The organism is Martelella sp. K41-7, assembly GCF_055808365.1.
The window spans coordinates 843,314-867,195 of the sequence record NZ_CM147867.1 but is presented as its reverse complement, the minus strand read 5'-3'; the positions used below and the strand labels follow the sequence as shown (position 1 = coordinate 867,195).

22 protein-coding genes and 1 pseudogene are annotated in these 23,882 nt (G+C 59.2%); 6 read left to right on the top strand and 17 right to left on the bottom strand.

The window, feature by feature from the left end; all coding sequences use genetic code 11:
- The first annotated feature begins 16 nt into the window (after positions 1-16).
- Positions 17-466 carry a nucleoside deaminase gene (locus tag AC0L7L_RS04055; RefSeq protein ID WP_272210438.1) on the top strand — a complete coding sequence of 150 codons (450 nt, stop codon included), beginning with the start codon at positions 17-19 and terminating at the stop codon, positions 464-466.
- Between the two features lie 6 nt (positions 467-472).
- On the opposite strand, the gene AC0L7L_RS04050 is transcribed toward AC0L7L_RS04055, so the two are convergent.
- The 6 genes from AC0L7L_RS04050 to chrA form a co-directional block, all read right to left on the bottom strand.
- Positions 473-952: a GNAT family N-acetyltransferase gene (locus AC0L7L_RS04050; protein ID WP_272210437.1), complete on the bottom strand. Its 480-nt coding sequence runs from the start codon at positions 950-952 to the stop codon at positions 473-475.
- 21 nt (positions 953-973) lie between these two features.
- Positions 974-1,642: a hypothetical protein gene (locus AC0L7L_RS04045; RefSeq protein WP_272210436.1), complete on the bottom strand. Its 669-nt coding sequence runs from the start codon at positions 1,640-1,642 to the stop codon at positions 974-976.
- Between the two features lie 189 nt (positions 1,643-1,831).
- A complete protein-coding gene (gene ileS, locus AC0L7L_RS04040) occupies positions 1,832-4,738 on the bottom strand; it encodes an isoleucine--tRNA ligase (RefSeq protein ID WP_473512199.1) in 2,907 nt (968 codons plus the stop codon).
- 273 nt (positions 4,739-5,011) lie between these two features.
- Entirely contained in the window at positions 5,012-5,992 is a 981-nt protein-coding gene (locus AC0L7L_RS04035; RefSeq protein ID WP_473512195.1) for a bifunctional riboflavin kinase/FAD synthetase, read from the bottom strand.
- Between the two features lie 30 nt (positions 5,993-6,022).
- Positions 6,023-6,871 carry a TIGR01459 family HAD-type hydrolase gene (locus AC0L7L_RS04030; RefSeq protein WP_272210432.1) on the bottom strand — a complete coding sequence of 283 codons (849 nt, stop codon included), beginning with the start codon at positions 6,869-6,871 and terminating at the stop codon, positions 6,023-6,025.
- Between the two features lie 57 nt (positions 6,872-6,928).
- A complete protein-coding gene (gene chrA, locus AC0L7L_RS04025; RefSeq protein WP_473512190.1) occupies positions 6,929-8,260 on the bottom strand; it encodes a chromate efflux transporter in 1,332 nt (443 codons plus the stop codon).
- Positions 8,261-8,508: 248 nt separating this feature from the next.
- Between chrA and groES the strand changes: the two genes are divergently transcribed.
- The 3 genes from groES to AC0L7L_RS04010 all read left to right on the top strand — a co-directional run bounded on the left by groES (position 8,509) and on the right by AC0L7L_RS04010 (position 11,646).
- Entirely contained in the window at positions 8,509-8,805 is a 297-nt protein-coding gene (groES, locus tag AC0L7L_RS04020; RefSeq protein ID WP_272210429.1) for a co-chaperone GroES, read from the top strand.
- Between the two features lie 82 nt (positions 8,806-8,887).
- On the top strand, positions 8,888-10,543 hold the full coding sequence (gene groL / locus AC0L7L_RS04015; protein WP_272210428.1) for a chaperonin GroEL: 1,656 nt from the start codon (positions 8,888-8,890) through the stop codon (positions 10,541-10,543).
- Positions 10,544-10,962: 419 nt separating this feature from the next.
- Positions 10,963-11,646, top strand: a complete 684-nt coding sequence (locus AC0L7L_RS04010; protein ID WP_473512182.1) for an outer membrane protein — start codon at positions 10,963-10,965, stop codon at positions 11,644-11,646.
- A 129-nt stretch (positions 11,647-11,775) separates the two neighbouring features.
- On the opposite strand, the gene AC0L7L_RS04005 is transcribed toward AC0L7L_RS04010, so the two are convergent.
- From AC0L7L_RS04005 to AC0L7L_RS03975, 7 genes are all read right to left on the bottom strand, one after another.
- Positions 11,776-12,492, bottom strand: coding sequence for a glutathione S-transferase N-terminal domain-containing protein (locus AC0L7L_RS04005; RefSeq protein WP_473512179.1), 717 nt, complete (start codon positions 12,490-12,492; stop codon positions 11,776-11,778).
- 186 nt (positions 12,493-12,678) lie between these two features.
- Positions 12,679-13,368 carry an ATP phosphoribosyltransferase gene (hisG, locus tag AC0L7L_RS04000; RefSeq protein WP_473512175.1) on the bottom strand — a complete coding sequence of 230 codons (690 nt, stop codon included), beginning with the start codon at positions 13,366-13,368 and terminating at the stop codon, positions 12,679-12,681.
- Positions 13,365-14,492: an ATP phosphoribosyltransferase regulatory subunit gene (locus AC0L7L_RS03995; protein ID WP_473513764.1), complete on the bottom strand. Its 1,128-nt coding sequence runs from the start codon at positions 14,490-14,492 to the stop codon at positions 13,365-13,367. The genes hisG and AC0L7L_RS03995 overlap by 4 nt, the downstream gene beginning before the upstream one ends.
- Positions 14,493-14,568: 76 nt before the next feature.
- A complete protein-coding gene (locus tag AC0L7L_RS03990) occupies positions 14,569-14,934 on the bottom strand; it encodes a VOC family protein (protein ID WP_272210423.1) in 366 nt (121 codons plus the stop codon).
- Positions 14,935-15,085: 151 nt separating this feature from the next.
- On the bottom strand, positions 15,086-15,331 hold the full coding sequence (locus AC0L7L_RS03985) for a hypothetical protein (RefSeq protein WP_272210422.1): 246 nt from the start codon (positions 15,329-15,331) through the stop codon (positions 15,086-15,088).
- Between the two features lie 16 nt (positions 15,332-15,347).
- A complete protein-coding gene (gene hisS / locus AC0L7L_RS03980; RefSeq protein ID WP_272210421.1) occupies positions 15,348-16,961 on the bottom strand; it encodes a histidine--tRNA ligase in 1,614 nt (537 codons plus the stop codon).
- Positions 16,962-17,045: 84 nt separating this feature from the next.
- Complete coding sequence (locus tag AC0L7L_RS03975) at positions 17,046-17,945, bottom strand: LysR family transcriptional regulator (protein WP_272210420.1); 900 nt, start codon at positions 17,943-17,945, stop codon at positions 17,046-17,048.
- 97 nt (positions 17,946-18,042) lie between these two features.
- Here AC0L7L_RS03975 and AC0L7L_RS03970 point away from each other — a divergent pair, with 97 nt between their 5' ends.
- The gene (locus AC0L7L_RS03970; protein ID WP_473512164.1) at positions 18,043-19,092 is read left to right on the top strand and encodes a YeiH family protein; all 1,050 of its coding nucleotides are present in this window, start codon (positions 18,043-18,045) and stop codon (positions 19,090-19,092) included.
- Here the strand turns inward: AC0L7L_RS03970 and AC0L7L_RS03965 are convergent.
- The 4 genes and pseudogenes from AC0L7L_RS03965 to AC0L7L_RS03950 form a co-directional block, all read right to left on the bottom strand.
- Entirely contained in the window at positions 19,089-19,736 is a 648-nt protein-coding gene (locus AC0L7L_RS03965; RefSeq protein ID WP_272210417.1) for a DNA-3-methyladenine glycosylase I, read from the bottom strand. The genes AC0L7L_RS03970 and AC0L7L_RS03965 overlap by 4 nt on opposite strands.
- An 80-nt stretch (positions 19,737-19,816) precedes the next feature.
- The gene (locus tag AC0L7L_RS03960; RefSeq protein WP_473512158.1) at positions 19,817-20,353 is read right to left on the bottom strand and encodes a hypothetical protein; all 537 of its coding nucleotides are present in this window, start codon (positions 20,351-20,353) and stop codon (positions 19,817-19,819) included.
- Between the two features lie 14 nt (positions 20,354-20,367).
- On the bottom strand, positions 20,368-21,156 hold the full coding sequence (locus tag AC0L7L_RS03955) for a bactofilin family protein (protein ID WP_473512156.1): 789 nt from the start codon (positions 21,154-21,156) through the stop codon (positions 20,368-20,370).
- A gap of 117 nt (positions 21,157-21,273) precedes the next feature.
- Positions 21,274-22,186: pseudogene (locus AC0L7L_RS03950) on the bottom strand (hydrogen peroxide-inducible genes activator).
- 148 nt (positions 22,187-22,334) lie between these two features.
- On the opposite strand from AC0L7L_RS03950, the gene AC0L7L_RS03945 reads away from it, so the two are divergent.
- A complete protein-coding gene (locus tag AC0L7L_RS03945; protein WP_473512153.1) occupies positions 22,335-23,834 on the top strand; it encodes a catalase in 1,500 nt (499 codons plus the stop codon).
- The last annotated feature ends 48 nt before the right edge of the window (positions 23,835-23,882 follow it).

The window sequence follows — 23,882 nt, the reverse complement described above, 5'->3', positions numbered from 1 at the left end:
GAGGAAACTTGTCAAAATGGCTGCGGGCCAAGATTTCATGGCACTTGCGATTGAACAGGCCGAAGCTGCGGGTACACGCGGTGAAGTTCCGATCGGAGCGGTCATCGTTCTGGACGGCACGCTGGTCGCTGCTGCCGGGAACCGCACACGCGAACTGAATGACCCGACAGCCCATGCTGAAATACTGGCCATCCGTACAGCCTGCGAAACGTTCGACTCCGAACGGCTTCCCGGCGCCCATCTCTACGTCACCCTGGAACCCTGCGCCATGTGCGCGGCAGCGATCTCGTTTGCACGCATCGAACGGCTTTACTACGGCGCGACCGATCCCAAGGGCGGTGGTGTCGATCATGGCGGCCGCTTCTTTGACCAGCCGACCTGTCATCACCGTCCCGATGTCTATTCCGGTTTCTCCGAAACCCGCGCCGCAGCCCTTCTCAGGGACTTCTTCACCACGCGCCGCTAGTTCTTCTCAACGGCCGGCAAAGACCGCAAGCGTCTCGTCTTCCAGCCGGTAGCGGATCCACTCGCTTTGCGGCTTGCCGCCCACGCCGTCATAAACACGGATCGCATCGACATTCCAGTCGAGCACGCTCCATTCCATCCGCCCGCACGTCTTTTCAACAGCGACATCGGCAACCGCGCGCATCAGCGCCTTGCCGAGCCCCGCACCCCGAAATTCGGGCGAGACATAAAGGTCTTCCAGATAGATACCGTTGCGGCCCTGCCACGTCGAAAAGGTGAAATAGTAAAGCGCGAACCCAGCCGGCTTGCCGTCAATCTCGGCAATCAGCGCATCAGTGACCGAACCACTGCCAAAAACCGCCTCGGCCAGACCTTCTTCGGTGGTCTCCACCTTTTCCAGCGCTTTTTCGAACGCGGCCAGTTCGCAGACAAAGCGATAGATGGTTGCAGCGTCGGACCTGACCGCAGGGCGGATCGCGTAATTCATGATGTCCCCCGATGGAAGCGGCTATTGCTGTCCGGCATTCTTGGACGATTCGAGGAAGCTGTCCGACTTACCGCTTTTGCAGTTCAGGAACAGGAAACAACGATCCGGGTCCTTGCCCTCGGCCAGCTTCTGGCGGCGACGTTCCTTTGCACGCTCCGACTCACCAAGATCATTCAGCGCTTCGGAGCTTGAGGGGACACGATACTGTTCCGGCGGATCGATCAGGTAACGGCGCTGGGTGATGTCAATCGAAGTCGCCTCGGACCGCGCCTTTCTGAAGGCTTCCAGCTGTTCCTTCTCGGTCATGGCCTGCGGGTTGTCGCCTGCCAGAAGCGGCGATCGATAGAACGGATTGTCCTTGTTATCCTCCGCTTCCTCATAAAGGCGGCTGCGCTGCTCTTCCGGTGATTCGATCCAGTTCGGATTGTCAACGGAGGCGACCGATTTCTGCGGCGCAATCAGCGGGCGGCCGGAAACATCCTTGCTCGGCGTCACAAGTGTCGGCCGGGCTTCATACTGAAGATCAGGCTGATCCGGGTTGATCACCAGAACGGCTTCTCCGAGATCCTCCACGAGCTGCGCGGTCGCTGATTTGCCGGTGCCATAGGTCGGCGCACTGACGCAGGAGGCGAGCGAAGCAATGCCCGCAAGAGCGATTGCGATCTTCATCGAACGGGGAACAAAAGTCATGCGCTCTACTACCACTCCTTGGTGCCGGTGGACACCCAATCAGAATTTCGGCCATATGCCATTGTTTGGCTATAAATCCGGCGAAAACGCGACATTTCTAACGTAGAACGGTCTTTTTCGCAATTCATCTGCAGCAATCGTCATCTTCAGGCAGCCGGCCACAACAATGTCCGGCTGCCATATCGTGCATCAGGCCTTGCCTGCAAGCTCCCGCAGGGCCGCCGCATCACGCGCGGAGACATCCGGATAGGCGGGATCCGCCCCGACATCATCGGTGATCCGCCAGGAGCGCGCGCATTTGCGGCCCTCGGCAAGTGCGGGAACGACAGCGACATTGGCAACCTCGGGCAGGCGGAAGGCATTGTCCGGCCCCTCGCCTTCCTTCACCGTGATTGCCGAGGTGATGCAGATCTCCTCGAAATCCCGGCCCTCGATCGCGGCCAGCAGGTCTTCGTCATCGATGTAGACAACCGGCGCGGCTTCCAGCGAAGAGCCGATCCGCTTTTCACGGCGCTCGACTTCAAGCGCTCCGGTAACGACCTTGCGGACCTCACGAACCTTCAGCCATTTTTCGGCAAGCGCTTCGTTTCTCCAGTCGGCCGGAACCGCAGGGAACTGTTCCAGATGAACCGAGACGGCTTCCGGATCACGCGAAAGCCAGGCCTCTTCCATGGTGAACGGCAGCATCGGCGCAAGCCAGGTCACCAGGCAATCGAACAGCTTGCGGATGACCACCAATGCCGAACGGCGGCGCAGGCTCGACGGCGCATCGCAGTAAAGCGCATCCTTGCGAACGTCGAAGTAAAACGCCGACAGCTCGATATTGGCAAAATCCGTCAGTGCGCGGGCAATCCGCTTGAAGTCGAAATCATCATAGCCCTTGCGCACCAGCTGATCGAATTCGAACAGGCGATGCAGCATCAACTGCTCGAGTTCCGGCATGTCGGCAATTGCGATTTCCTCGCCCTCGTCGTGGCCAAGCGTCCCGAGCATCCAGCGCAGCGTGTTGCGCAGCTTGCGGTAGCTGTCGATATTGGTCTTGATGATCTGTTCACCAAGCCGCTGATCCTCCCAGTAGTCCGTCGTCATGACCCACAGGCGCAGAATATCGGCACCGGATTTTGCCATTACATCCTGCGGAAAGACCTGGTTGCCCAGCGACTTCGACTGTTTGCGACCCTGCTCGTCCATCGTGAAACCATGTGTGATGACGGCGTTATAGGGTGCACGACCACGCGTGGCACAGCCTTCCAAAAGCGAGGAATGGAACCAGCCGCGATGCTGGTCCGAGCCTTCGAGATAGACGTCCGCCGGCCATTTCAAGTCCGGACGGTCCTCCAGCGTGAAGGTGTGGGTGGAACCTGAGTCGAACCAGACATCGAGAATGTCAGTGACCATATCCCAGTCTTCACTCGCCTTTTCACCCAGGAAACGCTCGCGCGCGCCTTCGGCGAACCAGGCGTCGGCGCCTTCGGCCTCGAAGGCCTCAAGGATACGGGCGTTGACGGCGTCATCGATGAGCACATTACCGGCCTTGTCGGCGAACACGCAGATCGGCACGCCCCAGGCACGCTGACGGGAAAGCACCCAGTCCGGACGGTTTTCGATCATACCGCGCAGCCGATTTTTGCCGCCGGCCGGTACAAACCGGGTATCGTCGATGGCGGAAAGTGCCCGCGAACGCAACGTCGTCGCATCGCCGAGATCCTTGTCCATATAGACAAACCACTGCGGGGTGTTGCGGAAGATGACCTGCTTCTTCGAACGCCAGGAATGCGGATAGTCGTGCTTGATCCGGCCACGGGCAAACAGATTGTTCGCAGCGATCAGCGCCTTGATGACCCGGTCATTGGCATCGCCCTTCTTGCCGTTATCATCCATGACGCGGGCAGCCCCGCCCTCTGCCGACGGACCGAAGCCCGGCGCATCATCGGTGTAGTAGCCGTCATCACCGACCGTGAACGGGATCTTTGCCGAGATGCCGCGCGCGCCAAGTTCGCGGGCTGCATCCATCCACGCGTCAAAGTCCTCGCGGCCATGGCCGGGGGCGGTGTGGACAGAACCGGTACCGGCCTCGTCAGTGACGTGATCGCCAGCGATGAGCGGAACCGCAAATTCATAGCCACCAGCAAGCCCCTTCAGCGGGTGGTCACAAACCATCCCCTCCAGCTCTTCTGCAGCGACATCACGAACAAAAGCAAATTCCAGCTTGGCCTTGGCCGCGCATTCTTCTGCCAACCGCTTGCCGAAAAGAAGACGCTCGCCCGGCTGCGGGCCAAAATCATTCTCAGCAGACGTGACTTCGTAAACCGCACAGGGAAAACGTGACGAGAATGATATCGCCCGATTTCCAGGGATCGTCCATGGCGTGGTCGTCCAGATCACAACGAAGGCGCCGAGAAGGTCTTGCGGACCTTTGGCGACCGGGAACTTCACCCAGATCGTATCCGACTGGACCTCGTGATACTCCACTTCGGCCTCTGCCAGCGCAGTGCGCTCGACCACCGACCACATCACCGGCTTCGAACCACGGTAAAGCAGGCCGGATTTTGCGATCTTCAGCAATTCGCCGGCGATCCGGGCCTCGGCGTGAAAATTCATCGTGGTGTAGGGGTTTTCGAAGTCACCCTCGATACCGAGACGTTTGAATTCGGGGGTCTGGACATCGATCCAGTGCTGGGCGAACTCACGGCATTCCTTGCGGAATTCGTTGATCGGCACCTCATCCTTGTTCTTGCCTTTGGCGCGGTAGGCTTCCTCGATCTTCCATTCGATCGGCAGGCCGTGGCAGTCCCAGCCCGGCACATAATTGCTGTCATAGCCGCGCATCTGGAACGAGCGGGTGATGACATCCTTCAGGATCTTGTTCAGCGCATGGCCGATATGGATGTTGCCGTTGGCATAGGGCGGGCCATCATGAAGCACGAATTTCTCGCGGCCCTTGGCGTCTTCGCGCAGCTTCTTGTAAAGCGCCATCTCCTGCCAGCGGGCAACGATTTCGGGTTCCTTCCTGGGAAGGCCCGCGCGCATCGGAAAGTCCGTTTTCGGCAGGTAAAGCGTTTCAGAGTAGTCGATCGTGTCTTTTGTATCGCTCATGGTTTCGCGGCTTTTTCTCTGGTGCGGCGCCGGATGGCGCGCTCGCAAGTGTCATGGAAATCTGTCGGTGGCAGGGGCGTGGGAAACGCCGAAATCCCGGACCTTCCGGCGCCTCAATTCAGGCTGCGCGGAAAGCCGGGCCAATAATTCGAATGGTGCGAAACCGTATCCCAGTCATCATGGGGCCGTCTTTAAGGCTTTTTGGTCGCAAAGAAAAGAGGGAGTCGACGGCAAGGCTGCGGGCAAATTGCCAATTAGCGCCCGTCACCCAATTCAAAACGCAATCTCCGCGTCGAGCGGCGAGAACGGTTGAACGGCGGACAGCAGTGCCCTGGCCTGGTCGGCGTCGCGGTGCATCTGGGCGACGAGGGCTTCCAGTCCGTCGAACTTCAATTCGTCGCGCAGCCGCCCGAAGAGCGAGACGGAGCCGGTTTCACCGTAAAGATCGCCCTTGAAATCGAAGATATAGGTTTCGAGCAGCGGCCTGCCGTCTTCCACCACGGTCGGGCGGCGGCCGAAGCTTGCCACGCCGTCATGCAGCGTGCCGCAGGGGCGACGGTAGCGCACGGCATAGATGCCGGGACGAAGCTTGGCGTCGGGATCGAACGCCATATTGGCGGTCGGAAAGCCAAGCGTGCGGCCAAGCTTTTCGCCGTGGATCACTTCGCCCAAGACGGTGTAGCGATAGCCGAGCAGGCCGGAGGCTTCCACCACTTCGCCGCGGGTCAAAAGATCCCGGATGCGGCTTGAGGAAACGACATCAGCGTTTTCGTCACGAAACGCATCCATCAGAGTGACACCGAAACCGTGGCGTTTGCCAGCGGCCATCAGATAGGCCGGTCCACCCTCGCGGTTGCGGCCAAAGTGAAAATCGAAACCGGTCACCACCTCGCTTGCAGCCAGCCAGTCAATCAGCACAGAGGTGACGAATTCCTCCGGTGAACGCTGCGAAAAGGTTCGGTCGAAGGGATATTCAATGACGGCATGATAGCCCATCGCCTCCAGCAAACGCGCCTTCATCGGCGCCGGCGTCAGACGGAAAACCGGGGCCTGTTGATTAAAGACCGTGCGCGGATGCGGTTCGAAGGTCAGCACCAGAGCGGGCACGCCGCGCTCCTCGGCAATGGCCAGTGCACTGCGGAGTACGCTTTGATGGCCGCGATGCACACCGTCGAAATTACCGATGGCCACTACCCCGCCCTTCAGCGCCGACGGCAGGGGGTCACGAAATTCGTTGCGGTGAAATACGGTCATTTTATGTTGCTCACGTGAATACGGCCGGCCTCAAGCGAGATCGGGCATCCAGTATTTCGGCTCTGCGTTCCGCTCCGTCAAGAACCGATCGAGCGACGCTTCGTCAACCTTTCCATCGACCGTGTAGTCGGCGGCGTGAATACCTTCGGCGATGAACAGCAGGTCAAGCCCGTAGCCGAGCGCGCCTTTCACGTCTGTCGGCATGCCGTCGCCGATCGCCAGAACCCGGGCCTTGTCGACATTGCCAAGGAGCGAGCGGGCATTTTCAATGGCGGCCTCATAAATCGGCGTGTGCGGCTTGCCGGCAATGCGGGTTTCGCCGCCGATTTCCTCATAAAGCGCGGCCAGAGCACCGGCACACGGGATCAGCCGGTTGCCGCGTGTGACGACGAGGTCCGGGTTGGCGCAGATCAGCGGCGCGCCACGTTTTTGAAAGCCGACAAGCATGTCGCGGTAATCTTCCGGCGTCTCGGTCTCGTCATCGAAAAGGCCGGTGCAGAGAATGCCCTCGGCCTCCGCCTCGCCGACCAGCGACGCACCGGTTCCCTCAGTAAGCCCGGTGTCGCGTTTCGGGCCCAGATGGAACAGCTTGCGCGGACCTTCCACGACAAGTGTTCTGGTAACATCGCCGGAGGTAACAATGGCATCATAGCTTTCCGAAAAGATATCAAGGACCGCCAGCTGTTCAACCACAGAGGCTGAAAGCCGGGGCGAATTGGTCAGCAGGATCACGGTCTTGCCAGCCTTTCGGGCCTCGGCGAGCGCCTGCCTGGCTGCGGGAAACGCCGCAACGCCATTGTGAAGAACACCCCAGACATCACACAGCACGACATCATAATCGGCATAAAGCGCACTGAGAGCAGGAATCGATCGGGGCATAGCGTGTCTTTCTTGTGTCAGATGGGTCGTCCGGCGGCAGGTTCAGCGCTCTTTTGTTCACAACCAGCTGGAGATGGCAAGTCCCGCAAGCCCGGCGGCCAGAAGAAGCGGTACAACGCCGATACGCAGACCGAAAAGCGCGACAGCGGCCATAAGGCTCAAGACCAGCGAAGAGAGATGGAGGCTCGACCAGACCGGCCAGACCGGCCCGGCATCAAATAACGGGCGAAGGGCGAAGAGTTCGATACGCTCCACGCTGCCGAACATCACATGCAGTGCGAACCAGAGCGAAAGGTTGGCGATCACCCCGACAATCGCGGCACCAATTCCGGCCATCGCACCGGAAAGAGCCGGGTTCTTGCGCAAATCCTCGATAAAGGGGGCGCCGGCGAAGATGAAGACAAAGCTCGGCACGAAAATCGCCCAGGCCGTCAACAGGGCACCGATCATGCCGGAGATCAGCGGCGCGGCAAACGCGGGCGCAGCATAAGCACCGAGAAATCCGACGAAGCACAGCACCAGCACCAGCGGGCCCGGCGTTGTCTCCGCGAGCGCCAGCCCGTCGAGCATCTGGGCGGGCGTCAGCCAGTGATAGGTCACCACCGCCTCCTGCGCGACAAAAGACAGCACAGCATAGGCACCGCCGAAGGAAAACAGCGCCACCTTGACGAAGAAGCCGAAAATGTCTGTGAGCGTCCCTGCCGCGCCGAAGACAGCGAGAAAGCCGAGCGGCATCAACCAGACAAGTGTCCAGACCGCGATTGTACCGATCGCTCTCAGGCCTTTTTTTGTCCTGACAGGCCCGATGACCTCATCCTCGCCGACATCTCCAACGCTGCCGCGCATGAAAAAATAACCACAGATACCCGCTGCAAGCACGACAATCGGGAAGGCAACACCAAAGACGAACAACGCGAGGAAAGCCGTCACCGCGAAGCCTACCGAGACCGGTCCCTTCAGCGACTTCCTCGCCATCCGCCAGAGTGCCTGGACAACAATGGCAAGAACCGCGGCCTTCAGCCCCATGAACACCGCCTCCATCCACGAGGTATCGGCAAGCATGGAATAGGCGGCAGCAAGCCCGACGATGACGCCAAGCCCCGGCAGCACGAACAACAGCCCGGCCACGACCCCACCGCGCACACCATGCATCAGCCAGCCGAGGTAGGTGGCGAGCTGCTGCGCTTCCGGACCGGGCAGCAGCATGCAGTAATTCAGGGCATGAAGATAACGGTCTTCCCGGATCCAGCGCTTCTCGTCAACCACGATCCTGTGCATCAAGGCGATCTGTCCCGCCGGGCCGCCAAACGACAGAAAGCCGATGCGGGTGAATACCGCGACCAGTTCAGAAAAAGACGGGGTTGGCTTGATCTCGGCGACTTCCGTCACAATCTCCTCGCATTACTGTTAGAAATCATGGGCCAAGGGTTATCGCCGCAACGTAAAACCTGTATGAACGGCGAAATTCAAGGCTCGCCGCCGCTCTCTGGCGCCAAAAAATCTTTCGTCGATTTCTTGACATGCCGCATATCACTTCCTAAATCAGCGTCATTGGCACTCACCTAACTAGAGTGCTAACACTTATCCAGGCGGCCGCAAAAGCGGCTGCGAATGTCATTTGATCGAGGGTATAGACAATGGCAAGCATTTCTTTCCGCCCACTGCACGACCGCGTCGTCGTACGTCGCGTCGAGTCCGAAGAAAAGACAAAGGGCGGCATCATCATCCCTGACACTGCCAAGGAAAAGCCGCAGGAAGGCGAAATCGTCGCCGTCGGCAATGGCGCCCGTGACGACAGCGGCAACGTTGTCGCGCTCGACGTCAAGGTCGGCGACCGCGTCCTGTTCGGCAAGTGGTCGGGCACCGAGGTGAAGCTCGACGGCGAAGACCTTCTGATCATGAAGGAAGCCGACATCATGGGCGTTGTCGCTTAATCAAGCGCACTCCACCGAGCCACCCTATCCATTCAGCCGGGCTTTAAAGCCCATCAGGTTTTGACAAACCAGGAGTTTTCAAATGGCTGCTAAAGAAATCAAATTCGGCCGCACAGCGCGCGAAAAGATGATGCACGGCGTTGACGTGCTCGGCGATGCTGTCAAGGTCACACTCGGCCCCAAGGGTCGTAACGTCGTTATCGAAAAGTCCTTCGGCGCTCCGCGCATCACCAAGGACGGCGTTTCGGTTGCCAAGGAAATCGAACTTGAAGACAAGTTCGAGAATATGGGCGCCCAGATGGTCCGCGAAGTTGCTTCGAAGACCAACGACATCGCCGGTGACGGTACCACGACGGCAACCGTACTTGCTTCCTCGATCATCCGCGAAGGCAACAAGGCTGTTGCTGCCGGCATGAACCCGATGGATCTGAAGCGCGGCATTGACATGGCCGTTTCGGAAGTTGTGAAGGATCTGCAGGCCAAGGCCAAGAAGATCAACACGTCTGAAGAAGTTGCACAGGTCGGCACGATCTCCGCAAATGGCGAAAAGCAGGTCGGTGAAGACATTGCTGCTGCCATGCAGAAGGTCGGCAATGAAGGCGTCATCACGGTTGAAGAAGCCAAGACCGCCGAAACCGAACTTGAAGTCGTTGAAGGCATGCAGTTCGACCGCGGCTACCTGTCGCCGTACTTCGTCACCAATTCGGAAAAGATGATTGCCGAGCTGGAAGACTGCTACATCCTTCTGCACGAAAAGAAGCTTTCCAACCTTCAGGCTCTCCTGCCGGTTCTGGAATCCGTCGTTCAGTCCAGCAAGCCGCTCCTCATCATCTCTGAAGATGTTGAAGGCGAAGCCCTTGCAACGCTGGTTGTCAACAAGCTGCGTGGCGGCCTGAAGATTGCTGCCGTCAAGGCGCCCGGCTTCGGCGATCGCCGCAAGGCCATGCTCGAAGACATCGCCATCCTGACGGGCGGCACGGTTATCTCCGAGGACATCGGCATCAAGCTCGAAAACGTCACCCTCGACATGCTCGGCACGGCCAAGAAGGTCTCGATCACCAAGGAAACCACCACGATTGTCGACGGCGCAGGCCAGAAGTCCGACATCGAGGCACGTGTTGCCCAGATCAAGGCTCAGATCGAAGAAACCACTTCTGACTACGACCGCGAAAAGCTGCAGGAACGCCTTGCCAAGCTCGCTGGCGGTGTTGCCGTGATCCGCGTTGGCGGCTCCACGGAAGTTGAAGTGAAGGAAAAGAAAGACCGCATCGACGACGCGCTGAACGCAACGCGCGCCGCTGTTCAGGAAGGTATCGTTGCCGGTGGTGGCGTTGCTCTTCTACGGTCTTCCACGAAGATCACGGTCAAGGGCGAAAACGACGATCAGGATGCTGGCGTCAATATCGTTCGCCGGGCCCTTCAGTCGCTCGTTCGTCAGATCGCAACCAACGCAGGCGACGAAGCCTCGATCGTTGTTGGCAAGATCCTCGACAAGAACGAAGACAACTACGGCTATAACGCCCAGACCGGCGAATATGGTGACATGATTGCCATGGGTATTGTTGACCCGGTCAAGGTTGTTCGCACGGCTCTGCAGAACGCAGCTTCGGTTGCTTCGCTGCTGATCACGACGGAAGCCATGATTGCCGAAGCTCCGAAGAAGGATGGCGGCGCTGGCGGCGGCATGCCTGACATGGGCGGCATGGGCGGAATGGGTGGCATGGGCGGCATGATGTAATCAGGCAAAAAGCCTGATTGCAGCATAAAGCACGCCCATCATGTCTTATGGTTTAGCGCGGCAAGCGCGCTAAACTGGCGGCATGATGTAATCAGGTCAGAAGCCTGATTGCGGACAGCCCAACCGGCCATCCGGAATTTAAGAAAGGCGCCTTTCGGGGCGCCTTTTTTTGCGTGATACCCTGAACGAAAGATAACAACTGAGGCCCGAATGCCGCCAGACCTCAAAAACCTGAACAAAAATTAATAATTCGTTTGCGAACGTACGCAATGCCTGCTGAAATCGTTGGAATTCAGAAGAAGCAGCGAAAAGCGTCGAATGGCATGTTCAGGCTTAGACCCCTGCCTGTTTTCGAACGACATGTCATCAGGATGCTGTCGCGCGTTCAGTAAGACAAATATGCAGGGTGAATTGATAGAATGAAGTCTTATTTTCTGGCGATTGTTGCCTTAGCCTCCACAGCAGCCACAGTCCAGGCCGCGGATCCTTTGACCTTACCCGGCCCCGAGGCCGCTGCCTATGACTGGTCCGGCGCGTATTTTGGCGCCCAAGGCGGGTATGGCTGGGTTGCCGGCGAAGTGCCGAAAAACATCTTTGACGGAACAAAGACCGAAAGTGCCGATGGCGCCGCTGCCGCGATCTTCGGCGGTTACAGTCATCAATTGTCCAACAATTTCGTTGTCGGTATCGACGCCGAATTCGGCTATAACTGGAACGACAATTCCTACGCCATCGTATCACCCTTTCCCATCCTGAATGGCCAGAGCGTGACGTTCGGGACCGAATGGCGGGCTAGTGTCGAAGGACGCGTCGGCTACGCCTTTGACCGTATTCTGGTGTTTGCCAGCGGCGGCTGGACGGCAACGCGGCTTGACGGCTCCTTCTCGCTGACCAACCAGAGCTTTGACGAGGTCATGAACGGCTGGACGTTGGGCGCCGGCATCGACTATGCGCTGACTGACAACGTCTTTGCCCGGTTGAAGGCAAGCTACAGCGACTACGGCTCCACAGACATCATTACCAAGGCGACTGGCATTCCCGGGCTTCCCGATGCCAAACTGAGCCAGGCCAGCTTGATGGCGGGTATCGGATTCAAATTCTGATCGTCGGCCGGCCACAAAAAGGGTGGCCGCGCGGCCCTGGCATTTCGTCTACTCCTGAAAAAAGAGGGGCGGACAAACAAAAAGCGCGACCCAAGGGCCGCGCTCTCATCGAGTTCGTCAGGGAGGCGCTTAAACCTCGCCAGGAACCGTAAACCCTTTGACGCTGGCGGGACGATCCGAGCAGCGCTCGGCCCAGACATTGACCGCCTTGAAGTCGGAAAGCTGAAGCACATCGTCTGCCTCGTAGTGGGCAGACAGCCCACGCACCCAGGGAAAGATCGCGATATCGGCAATGCTGTAGTCTGAGGGTTCTTCGCCCATAATGAACTTGCGATCGCGAAGGCGCCCTTCGAGAACGCCGAGCAGCCGCCGGGCTTCATTCTTGTAGCGCTCGACCGGATAGGGATTATTGGCAACCTTGTCGGCGGCATATTTGTAGAAATGGCCGAACTGACCGAACATCGGCCCGACGCCTCCCATCTGGAACATCACCCACTGGATCGTCTCATAGCGCCCGATCGGATCATTGGGGACCAACCGGCCGGTCTTGTCGGCAAGATAGAGCAGGATCGCGCCGGATTCGAACAGGCCGATGGGCATATCGTCCGGGCCATGGGGATCGATGATTGCGGGAATCTTGTTGTTGGGATTGAGCGACAGGAACTCCGGCGACATCTGGTCGTCCGTGCCGAAGGACACGCGATGCGCCTCGTAGGGCAGTTCCATCTCCTCAAGGGCGATCGAGATCTTTACGCCATTGGGGGTAGGAAGCGAATAGAGCTGAATGACGTCCGGATCGTTGGGCGGCCATTTCTGAGTGATCGGAAATTCGGTCAAGCGTGACATGGACGCTCCTGAAAAATTGTTTTTGTATATGTGCCAAATGTGCCTTGCGACGACATAGCACAAGCCCACACTTGTCATTTTTATGGCAAAAAATTGTCAAACGACCAGAAAATGACGATCTTACACAATCATCACTTACTTCGCCGCAACGGTGGCAACCCCATCGCGCAGAGAAAGGTGCAGATATCAGTCGCGCATCGCCGCGAGAATTTCTGCAATCACCGGATCCCCCTCATGCGCAGGCGTCCTGGCACGCACGAAACAGGCTTCCGATTTCAGGATCACACCGTCGGAGAGGGTCTTCAGGTGGTTGGCCCGCAGCGTCGAGCCGGTGGAGGTGATATCGACAATGATATCGGCCTGGCCCGCCATTGGCGCGCCTTCTGTTGCGCCGAGACTTTCGACGATCCGATAAAGCTGGATCCCGTGCTTAGCGGTGAAGAACTGCTGTGTCAGCCGCCAGAACTTTGTGGCAATCGCCAGCCGGCGGCCATGGCGGCTGCGGAATTCCGAGGCGACATCATTGAGATCGGCCATGGTGTCGACATCGAGCCAGATCTCCGGCACGGCGACAATCACATCGGCCTGACCGAAACCAAGACGGGAGACGAACTCGACCCGGGCATCGGCTTCCGGCACGTTCTCGCGCACCACATCCTCGCCGGTCACGCCGAAATCGACCGCGCCATTGCCAACCTCACGGGAAATTTCAGACGCCGACAGGAAGGCAATCTCGATATCCTCACGTCCGCGCACATGGCCGCGATAGGATCGGTCATTGCCATTTGTCTCGACGGGGAAACCTGCGCGTTCCAGAGCCTGTTCCGCGCCTTCCTTGATGCGCCCCTTGGAGGGCAATGCGATGGTAACTGTCATGCTTGTTCTCCGGCGCGTTCGATCCGGTCGAGCCACAGCGAAAAGCCGACGGCGGGAATATGATCGCTGGCGCCCAGCAGCGTCAGCAGACGGTCATAGCGCCCGCCGCCTGCCAAAAGCGCCCCGCGTTCACCGGCTTCCGCGATTTCGAACACCAGACCGGTATAATAATCAAGCGGACGGCCGAAGGCAGCGCGGTAGGTGATCGCCGCAACATCGACCTTGGCGGACCGCAAGGCCGTGATCCGGCGTTCAAACACGCCAATCGCCGCACCGATATCGAGATCGAAATTCTCCGAAAATGCAGACAGTTCGGAAGAGGCCGCATCAAGGCTGACCTCAAGCGACAGAAAGGTTTTCAGCGCTTCCAGCGCATCGCGGTCAAGGCTGGTCACCGAAAGCGCCAGTTTCTCCTTCAGCCGCCGCGCAATTTCCTCAGGGTTGCGGCTGGCATTGGTGGAATAGCCGGTGGCCTGCATGGTCTGGTCGATATGGACAATCAGCCCGGCCTCATCCCCATCGGCGAGGAAGGCAGCGACGCGGCGGTCCAGCCCGGAAACAGGGTTCGGGCGGGCCAGTGTTTCCAGCAGCGCCTCAAGCCGGGCATGGTTGCCGAAGGCCTGGATAAGTCGTTTCTGCCAGCCGCCGGGAAGCCCCAGCGCGCGCACAACCGCCTCGAAAATCGCCTGATCGCCGAGAATAACCGAAAACCGCTGACCGGGCAGACAGGCACCGAGGGCGGCGGTGGCATCGGCAATCGCGCGGGCGTCGGCAGCGGCCACATCCGTGGTGCCGAGATCCTCGATACCGGCCTGGAAGAACTCGTCCGCGCCATCCTCGCGCGACTGGCGGAACACCATGCCGCAATAGGCATAGCGCTGCGGCGTGCCGGCATTTTCCGCGATATGGTGGCGGCAAACGGGGATGGTGAATTCCGGGCGCAGACACAGGCTCTCGCCGGTCTCGCTCTCGGTCATGAAAATACGGCGGCGCAGCGCCTCGCCGGTCATGTCCAGAAACGGAGCGGCGGGCTGGATCACCGGGGTGTCGGTCAAAACCGTATCGCGCGCCGAAAAAGCGGCAAGGATGGCGCCGGCGCAATCCGGCAGGCTGGTGGACGGCATAATTGTCCCATCGTCATTCATTGTGCCGCATCCGATGACCATCCTTTGCACCAAAAGTCAACGATTGCGGCCGCCTTCAGTCCAAAACCTGCATCAGCTCGATCCGGTTACCGAAGGGATCGTAAACATAGGTCCGCAGGAAGCCCTCAAGAGGCTCGTCCGGCTTCACAGCGTATCCCGCCTTTTCTACCGCCGCCGCAACCGCGGCGACATCATCCACGACAAACGCCGGATGCGCCTTTCTTGCGGGCCGGAAATCCTGCTCAACGCCGAGGTGGATGCGCAGGCCTTCAGCCTCGAACCAGCACCCGCCGCGCGCCTTCAGATTGTCGGGCTTCTCGGCCTCGGGAACACCGAGCACACCGGCATAAAATGCCCGCGCATCGACTTCCCCGCCCTCGGGCATGGCAAGCTGAACGTGATGGATGGATTTGAGAATCATCGGAAAAGACCGGCGGGACCGGAAAAGATCACCGGCGCAGCGATCTTCAATGGTTGTGGCGGGCACGCCAAAGCTGGAAGCCAAGCATACCCAATGCCGGAACCAGCAGGATCAGCGGTATCGTGATATAGACCTGTTCAAAACTCATGGCTTACCTCATCGACAGGATTGTCATCCTTGCCGCTATATGTAGCACGATTGCCAGAAAAATCCAGATCAGGAGCCCCAGCACGGAAAAGGACCGGCTGACATCGTTCACGAAAATGCTGGCGACCACCGGTCCCAGAATGCCGATGGTCACACAGGATGTCGAAAGGCGGTCAAGCCAGGACGCCTGAAGCTTCTTCAGTTCGTTCGCGACCGTATCGGAAACATCGCGCCTGAATGGTCCCTTCATTGCCCTCTCCGGCTTGCTATCCGGCCCGGCGCCGATCCTCCGCCTGCGCTTCCAGCATGGCGCGGACTTCCTCGACGAGCGCGCTTTCCGGCACGGTCTTCTGGGCCACGCGGGCCTCGCGCCATTCGGCATTGTCCTCGATCTCGCCGGAAAGCCGCTTGCCCTCGATCAGGTCCTTGATCTGAACCACGCCCTCGGCGCGCTCGTCGCCGCCCTGAATGATGGCGATGGGGCAGCCGCGACGGTCGGCATATTTCAGCTGATTGCCGAATTTCTTCCAGTTGCCCTGATACATCTCGGCGCGGATGCCTTCGCTTCGCAATTGCTGCGTCATCTTCTGATAGCGGCCCATGCTTTCCGCATCGCCGTCCATGACGGTGACCAGCACCGGCTCGAGAACGTCGGATGCACCCAGCTTGCCGAGGTTCTTCAGCGCCGTCATCAGCCGCGACACGCCGATGGAAAAGCCCGTCGCCGGAACCGGCTGGCCCATGAACCGCGACACCAGCCCATCATACCGCCCGCCACCACCGACCGAGCCAAACACGACCTTGTCGCCTTTTTCATTGGTGACGTCGAAGGTGAGCTCGGCTTCGTAGACGGGGCCAGTGTAGTATTCGAGGCCACGGACACAGGAGGGGTCAATTTGTACTCTATCATCGTATCCAGCTGATGAAATCAACGAGGATATTTGCGACAGTTCGTCAATCCCGACATGCGTTGCCTTATGCCAGCCGAACCCGATAAATAGAGCCTGGATCCTTGACAAATTTGACGACGAAAACTGATCAGAACGATTTTCATCCGTTTCGGCTCTCTCACTCCAACTAATCGGATAGCTATCGCCAACTCGTTTGGTCGCTATTCTCGAGTTGGTCCAGTCAACAAGCTTAATAAGCTGTTCTATCTCCTTATCATCGAGCCCAGCGCCCTTGGTAAAGTCCCCACTCTCATCCTTGCGCCCCTCCCCAAGCAGCAGCCGGACGCCGTCGACGCCAAACTTATCGAGCTTGTCGATCGCCCGCAGCACCGTCAGCCGCTGCGCTGCATTCTCCTCGCCGCTGAGGCCGATCCCCTCCAGCACGCCATCCAGCACCTTGCGGTTATTCACCCGGATCACATAATCCCCACGCGGAATGCCAAGCGCTTCCATCGTATCGGCCATCATCATGCACATTTCGGCATCGGTCTGGACGCCGGGCGCGCCGACGACGTCGGCATCGAACTGCATAAACTGGCGGAAGCGGCCCGGTCCCGGCTTTTCGTTGCGAAACACATAGCCGTTGCGATAGGTGCGGTAGGGCAGCTGGATCTCGTTGAAGTTTTCAGCGACATGGCGGGCGAGCGGCGCTGTCAGGTCATAGCGCAGGCTCATCCACTGGTCGTCGTCGTCTGTCAGCGAAAACACACCCTCATTCGGGCGGTCGCTATCCGGCAGGAATTTTCCCAGCGCATCGGTATATTCAAACAGCGGCGTTTCCACCGGATCGAAACCGTAATTTTCATAAACCGCCTTGATCTTCGCCACCATTTCCTCGGTCGCGCGGATATCGGCAGCAGAGCGGTCGCCAAAACCGCGCGGCAGGCGGGCCTTCAGTTTCTGCGGCTTGTTTTTCTTCTTGTCGCTCATGGTGCTCTTCATCATCGAAAGGAGAGGAATTTCGCCCGCTGTCTTAAGTGATCAAGGCCCGTGCGGCAAGTCTTGCAGAACCGTTCACGCCTGCTTGCTGCCCGCAAGCGAAAACGCCACCAGCTCATTCGCCGCCTTGCTGAGGTGGCGTTCCTTATGGCTCAAGAGCTGGAAGGCGCGAGACGGCAGGTCGAAATTGACCCGTTTCAGCTCGCCGGACGCCAGCCATGGGGCTGCAACCGCGCCGGAAATCGCCGTGGCGGCATGGCCGGAGCGCACAGCAGACAGCACCGCTTCATTGGATGGCAGCACCATGACCACATTGAGATCGGCGGGCGCGATGCCGAAATCCGCCATGGCATGTTCGAATTCAAACCGCGTGCCGGATCCCTCCTCGCGCAGCACGAAGGCGACATTTCTGGCAAGTTCGCCGGGCGTCACCGGCTGGTCCTTTGCCAGCGGATGGGTAGGCGCCACCACCACCATCAGCGCATCATCGGTGAGATGGCGCTTGGCCAGAAGCGGGTTGTCAAGCGTGCCCTCGATATAGCCAAGCTCCGCCTCGCCACGGGCCACCGCATCGGCCACCATCATGGTGTTGCCGATGGAGAGCTGCAATTCGATGCCGGGATAGCGCGCGTGAAAGCGCATCAGCACTTCCGGCAGCCAGTAGCTGGCGATTGTCTGGCTGGCGAACACCGAGAGCGCGCCGCGTTCCAGCCCGCCGAGTTCGCCCAGAACGCGTTCGGCTGAACGAACCCGCGCCAGCGTTGCCCGAGCCTCTTCCAGAAAGGCCCTGCCCTCCGCCGTCAGCACGATGCCGCGCCCGACCCGGTCGAAAAGCGTCACGGAATAAAAATCTTCCAGTTTGCGAATGGCGCTGGAAACGGCAGACGGCGTCAGATGCAGGCTTTCCGCTGCGCGCGTCAAATGCTCGCGCTCGGCAACCGCCACAAACACCACCAATTGTTCAAGTGTCATCATGGAAAAACATTCGCTTTAATCGAACGAAACGTCAATTATTATTCGATGGAAGGCGACATTTGAGCATGACATGCTTTGTGCAACACAGGATTCCCCAATGCGCATTGCTCTTCAAAATGAAAACACCCATCCCTGGGCCGCGCCTTTTCTGTCGCTGGCGCCCGGCATTGTGCTGTCATGTATCGTCGCGCTTTCGGCCTTCGGGCTTGAGGCGGTAGAGGTGCACCTCACCGAGCATCGTTTCATCGAAAATCTGGTGCTGGCGATCCTGATCGGCACCGCCATCCGCTCGCTTGTGAACCTGCCGGCAGCGTTCACGCCCGGCATTCGCTTCTGCGAGAAATTCGTGCTTGAGGTCGCGATTGTACTGCTTGGCGCCTCGATCAGCATGCAGGCGCTGAAGGCGGCAGGGCCAGCACTGGTGCTCGGCATCATTTTCACCGTCATCGCAGCAATCGCGATTTCCTATGGAATCGGCCGCGGCCTTGGCCTCAAGCACAAGCTAGCCACGCTGGTGGCCTGCGGCAATTCAATCTGCGGCAATTCCGCCATTGCGGCGGCGGCCCCGGTGATTGACGCTGAGCCGGAGGATGTTGCCTCGGCAATTGCCTTTACCGCCGTTCTCGGCGTCGTCATGGTTCTGGCACTGCCGCTGGCGCTCGTCGGCCTTGGACTGACCGGCACGCAATATGGCGTTCTGTCGGGACTGACCGTCTATGCCGTGCCGCAGGTGCTGGCCGCCGCCCAGCCGGGCGGGCTCATCGCGGTGCAGACCGGCACGCTGGTCAAGCTGATCCGCGTGATGATGCTCGGTCCGGTTCTGTTCGCACTCGGCATGAGCGCACGGGCCGCCTCCAAAGGTTCGGGCGCAAAGGTCCGGCTCAGGCACATCGCCCCGTGGTTCATCATTGGCTTTGCGTTGATGATGGCGCTGCGCTCTTTCGGCGCCATTCCGGAAAACCTCGTTCCGCCGCTGGCCCACACCTCAAACGCGCTCACGGTGCTGGCCATGGCTGCACTCGGCCTTTCGGTCGATATCCGCTCTCTCGGCCGCGCCGGTGGCCGCGTGGTCGCCACCGCGATCCTGTCCATCGGCGTGCTGACGGCAATCGCGCTCAGCCTGATCTTCGTGTTGCAGATCGGCTAGGCCGATCTGATTGCGGGGCGGACCAACTCCGCCCTCAACCTTTCCACCTCGCCCCGGCAGCAACAGCCTTCAATATGGTCATTCACCAGCCCCATGGCCTGCATGAAAGCATAGACGGTGGTGGGGCCGACAAATTTCCATCCGCGCTTTTTCAGGTCCTTCGAAATCTTGACGGAGACCGGCGTCGTCGGATTTGCCACCAGCGTTTCGCGATCGACAATCGCGGGGCGAACCTCAGGTCCCGGCTCCTGCGCCCAGAACCATGCGGCAAGCGTGCCGAATTCACGCTTCATCTCGATGGCGCGGCCGGCATTGTTGATCGTCGCCTCGATCTTGCCGCGATGGCGAATGATTCCGGCATTGCCCAAAAGCCGCTCGACATCGGATTCGGTGTAGCGCGCAATTTTGTGAAAATCGAAACCATCAAAGGCCTCGCGAAAATTCTCACGCTTGCGCAAGATTGTGAGCCACGACAGACCCGACTGAAACCCTTCCAGACAGATCTTTTCGAACAGCCGGGCATCATCAACGACCGGCCGCCCCCATTCTTCATCATGGTAGCGCAGATAATCCGGCAGATTGCCGTGCCAGAAACAGCGTGCGCGCCCATCCTCGCCTGTAATCAACCCGGCTTTTTCAGTCATGCCCCACTCCCTGTTTTTCTCGCGAACCGGATGCTTCTAGCGGAAACACGAGGGACTGAGAACCGGCATGACGCTTCATCTTAGGGGCTGTCAGGCTCATTTCCGCTTTCGCCCGCCGCCGGCTTGTCAGCCGCCGCTGTTTCAGGCGGCAAGGTTGCGGCCTCTTCTGCGGCATCGCCCTCACGGCGCGCCAGCATGGTCTTCGCGCAAACCGCGGCAATGGCACCGAGGCCGAACAGAACAACGGCCAGATTGATGATCCAGCCGAAGAACCACAGATAATGGGTCAGCGACAGGAGAACGAGGCCGGCAGCCGTCGCAAGAAGCTTGTTGAGAAGTGACGGCACAATCGGCTTGATCCGCGAGAGAACGGCCCAGGCCATCGTATAGGTAGCGACCAGATAGGCCAGAACACATGCGGCGAAAATCGCCAGCAGAATAAAGGGAATGAAGACGATCCCGACAACGGTGACGGCGGCAACAGGAACAGCACCGACCAGCATTGAAAGAAAAAGGAAGCCCAGGCACAGAGACGAAAACGGCTTGGCTGCAAGCCGCGCGCGGACCGCTTCGGTGCGTCCCGGAACATAAGCCAGAAAGATTGCCACTATCACCAAATAGATAATCAGGGTCACCAGTAAGCCGGCCAGCAGCGCCCAGAACCCGGCGTCGTCACCACCAAGGAGTTGGTTTTTGGCAACATTGACAGCTGCCTTTGTCGCCACGCCTTCTGCGGTGGTGCGAACCACGCCATTCTCCCGAATTTCGTGGATCGCCCCCCTGCCGCCGACATCTGCGCAAGTGTGGAAAGCGCCGTGCCTGCGAATTGCCGATGAATGACGCGATCCGGCGAAATTACATTTTCAGGAATCTCGATCGACTTCGGCCCGACATAGGTCAGCGTGCCATCGATCCTCGCATCCGGGCCAAATGTAAGTTCAGTGATGCCGATCATGACGTCGCCGGTGATCGGCGCGTTGATGGCGATTTTCTGAGCCACGGCCAGAAAGCTGCCACTCATCGGCGCATCGACTTCAATAGAGCGAGCGGAAACGCGGGAATTGCCGCCAATCGAGGCGTTTTTCTCAAGGGAAACGGAATAGCCGGACGCCGAGAGGTCGCCGCCGATGGAACCGTCGATCGCGACCCAGAAGCCGGCGGCGTAAAGATCGCCGGCCACCGGCGCATCGACACTGACATGACCGCCAGCGATGTGCGCATCCTTGGCCACCGGGCCGTTGATCGAGGCGGAAAAACCGGAAACGAATGCGCTGCGCGGGCTGTCGGTATCGAGATTGGTCGTCTGGCCGCTGACATAGGTGTCGTCGCCGAAGACCATGACATCATCGTCGGCAAACGCCGCTGCCGGGCTCAGCGCCAGCACCCCCGCAATGACCAGCCGCTTTGCTGTTCCAATCATGATATCCCTCTCTTCATGCAATATAGCGCCAGCCCCGGGCGCGTTCACCGCAATCATGCCGTGTCCGTGGAGAAATAGCTATCTCTCCTGACAGGCCGGTGACATGATTTTCGCTTTTTATACGCGTTGTCCCTGTGGCGATGATGTGCCACAGGCCACGACGGCCTGTGAAAGGGCCTCCATATCATCGTCGCGCGCATCCGAACGTCGCCAGGCGAGGCCTATGGCGCGCGCGGGAGCAGGCTCGGCAAAGGGCAGAATCGAAAGCGCGGTGCGTGCAGTCTCTGCCGCAACCGCCATTTCGGGTATCAGCGTCATGCCCATGTCGTTTGCCACCATCTGCAGCAGTGTCGTCATCGATGTGGCCCCGACATTGACAATCGCCCGGCGCGGTGCACGCTCGCAAACCGCCAGCGCCTGATCGCGCAGGCAATGCCCCTCTTCCAGAAGTAGAAGTCGCTCCGGCGCAATGCTAGCCTGCGTCAACGGAGAAGCAAGTACGGTTCTGTTGTTGCGCGCCACGGCCATGAAAAACTGATCCTCGAAGAGCTTTTTCACGCTCAGCCCATCGCGCTCCAGAGGCAAGGCCGCGATCACCGCATCGAGCGTTCCGTCCTGAAGATCATCGAGCAGGCGATCTGTGATCGCTTCCTTCAGCGCAATCTCGGCCTCGGGAAAGTGGTCGTTCAGATACGGCACCAGCCGGGGAATGAGATAGGGGGCGACCGTCGGGATCAGGCCGATGGCAAGCGGGCCGACAAGCGGCGCGGAGGATGGCACTGGCAGCGCGCTCCAGTTCGGCCATAGACGTCAGCACGGTGCGTGCATGGGCAAGAACGCGCTTTCCCTCACGTGTGAGTATGACCTTGCGGCGACCGCGCTCGACAAGACGCGCACCGAGGCTCGCCTCCATCTCCATGATTTGCGCGGAAAGCGCCGGTTGGCTGACATGCACGGATTCCGCCGCGCGGCCGAAATGGCGTTCACGCGAAAGCGCTTCGAAGTAACGGAGTTGCTTGAATGTTATCATAGGTTTTCATTATCGAAAAATTCAGAAATCACAATTGGGAATTATTGACGCAAGGTGCGATAGTTTCAGGATAATCCGAGGCAACCGGCGTTTGCCGCGAAAATGCCGTGTTTGCGGCCAGACAATGTGTCCAGAGAAGGAGGAAACCATGACCGACAAGAAACCGACACTGACGACCACAGCCGGCGCTGCGCTGCCGGACAACCAGAATTCGATCACCGCCGGCCCGCGTGGCGGGGTGATGATTCAGGACTATCAGCTTCTCGAGAAGCTTGCCCATCAAAACCGCGAGCGCATCCCCGAGCGCGTCGTCCATGCTAAGGGCTGGGGCGCATTCGGCACGCTGAAGATCACTGGCAACATTTCCAGATATACCAAGGCCAAGTGTCTCCAGCCGGGCGCGGAAACACCGATGCTCGCCCGGTTCTCGACCGTTGCCGGCGAACTGGGGGCGGCCGACGCCGAGCGCGACGTGCGCGGCTTTGCGTTGAAGTTCTATACCGAGGACGGCAACTGGGATCTTGTTGGCAACAACACGCCGGTGTTCTTTGTTCGCGACGCTTACAAGTTCCCGGATTTCATCCATACCCAGAAACGTCATCCGCGCACCAATCTTCGTTCACCAACGGCAATGTGGGATTTTTGGTCACTGTCGCCGGAAAGCCTGCATCAAGTCACGATCTTGATGTCAGACCGCGGCATTCCCGTCGACCCGACCTTCATGAACGGTTATGGATCGCATACCTATTCGCTCTTGAACGATGCCGGCGAACGCTTCTGGGTCAAGTTCCACTTCAAAACCGAACAGGGCCACAAGCACTACACCAATGACGAGGCCGAAACACTGATCGGCAAGAGCCGCGAGACCTATCAGGAAGCGTTGTTCGAAAAGGTCGAGACAGGCAATTACCCGCGATGGAAGGTCCAGGTGCAGGTGATGCCGGAGGCGGACGCCGATAAGACCTCCTATAACCCCTTCGACCTCACCAAGGTCTGGCCGCACAGTGACTATCCGCCGATAGATATCGGCGTGATGGAGCTGAACCGCAACGCCGACAATTACTTCGCCGAAATCGAACAGGCGGCGTTTTCGCCTTCCAACGTCGTGCCCGGCATCTCGCATTCACCGGACAAGATGCTTCAGGCCAGAATCTTTTCCTATGCAGATGCCCACCGCTATCGTCTTGGCACCCATTATGAGGCGCTGCCGGTCAACGCTCCGAAGTGTCCGGTCCATCACTACCACAAGGATGGCCAGATGAATTTCTTCGGCCAGAAGACCGGAGCAACGGATGCTTACTACGAGCCCAACAGCATGGGGGGCGCGGTTGAGGACAAGTCCGTGCAGGAACCACCGCTGCGCATCGAAGGCGACATGGGCAGGTTCAACCACCGTGAAGGCAATGACGATTTCGGCCAGCCCCGTGCGCTGTTCGAACTGTTCGACGATGGCCAGAAGGCGCGTCTGTTCGACAATGTCGCCGCCGCCATGGGCGGTGTGCCGGGTGAAATCATCGAGCGTCAGCTTGCGCTGTTCAAGCAGGTCCATCCCGCCTATGAGGCCGGCGTGCGCGCGGCACTGAAGGAAGCCCATGGCTACGAGGCCAACGCGATCTCGACGCCCGGCGCCCCGAACGCAGCCGAATAGGCCGCGTTAAGGATACGAACGAACAAGACAAAGGCCGGTGCGGAAAGC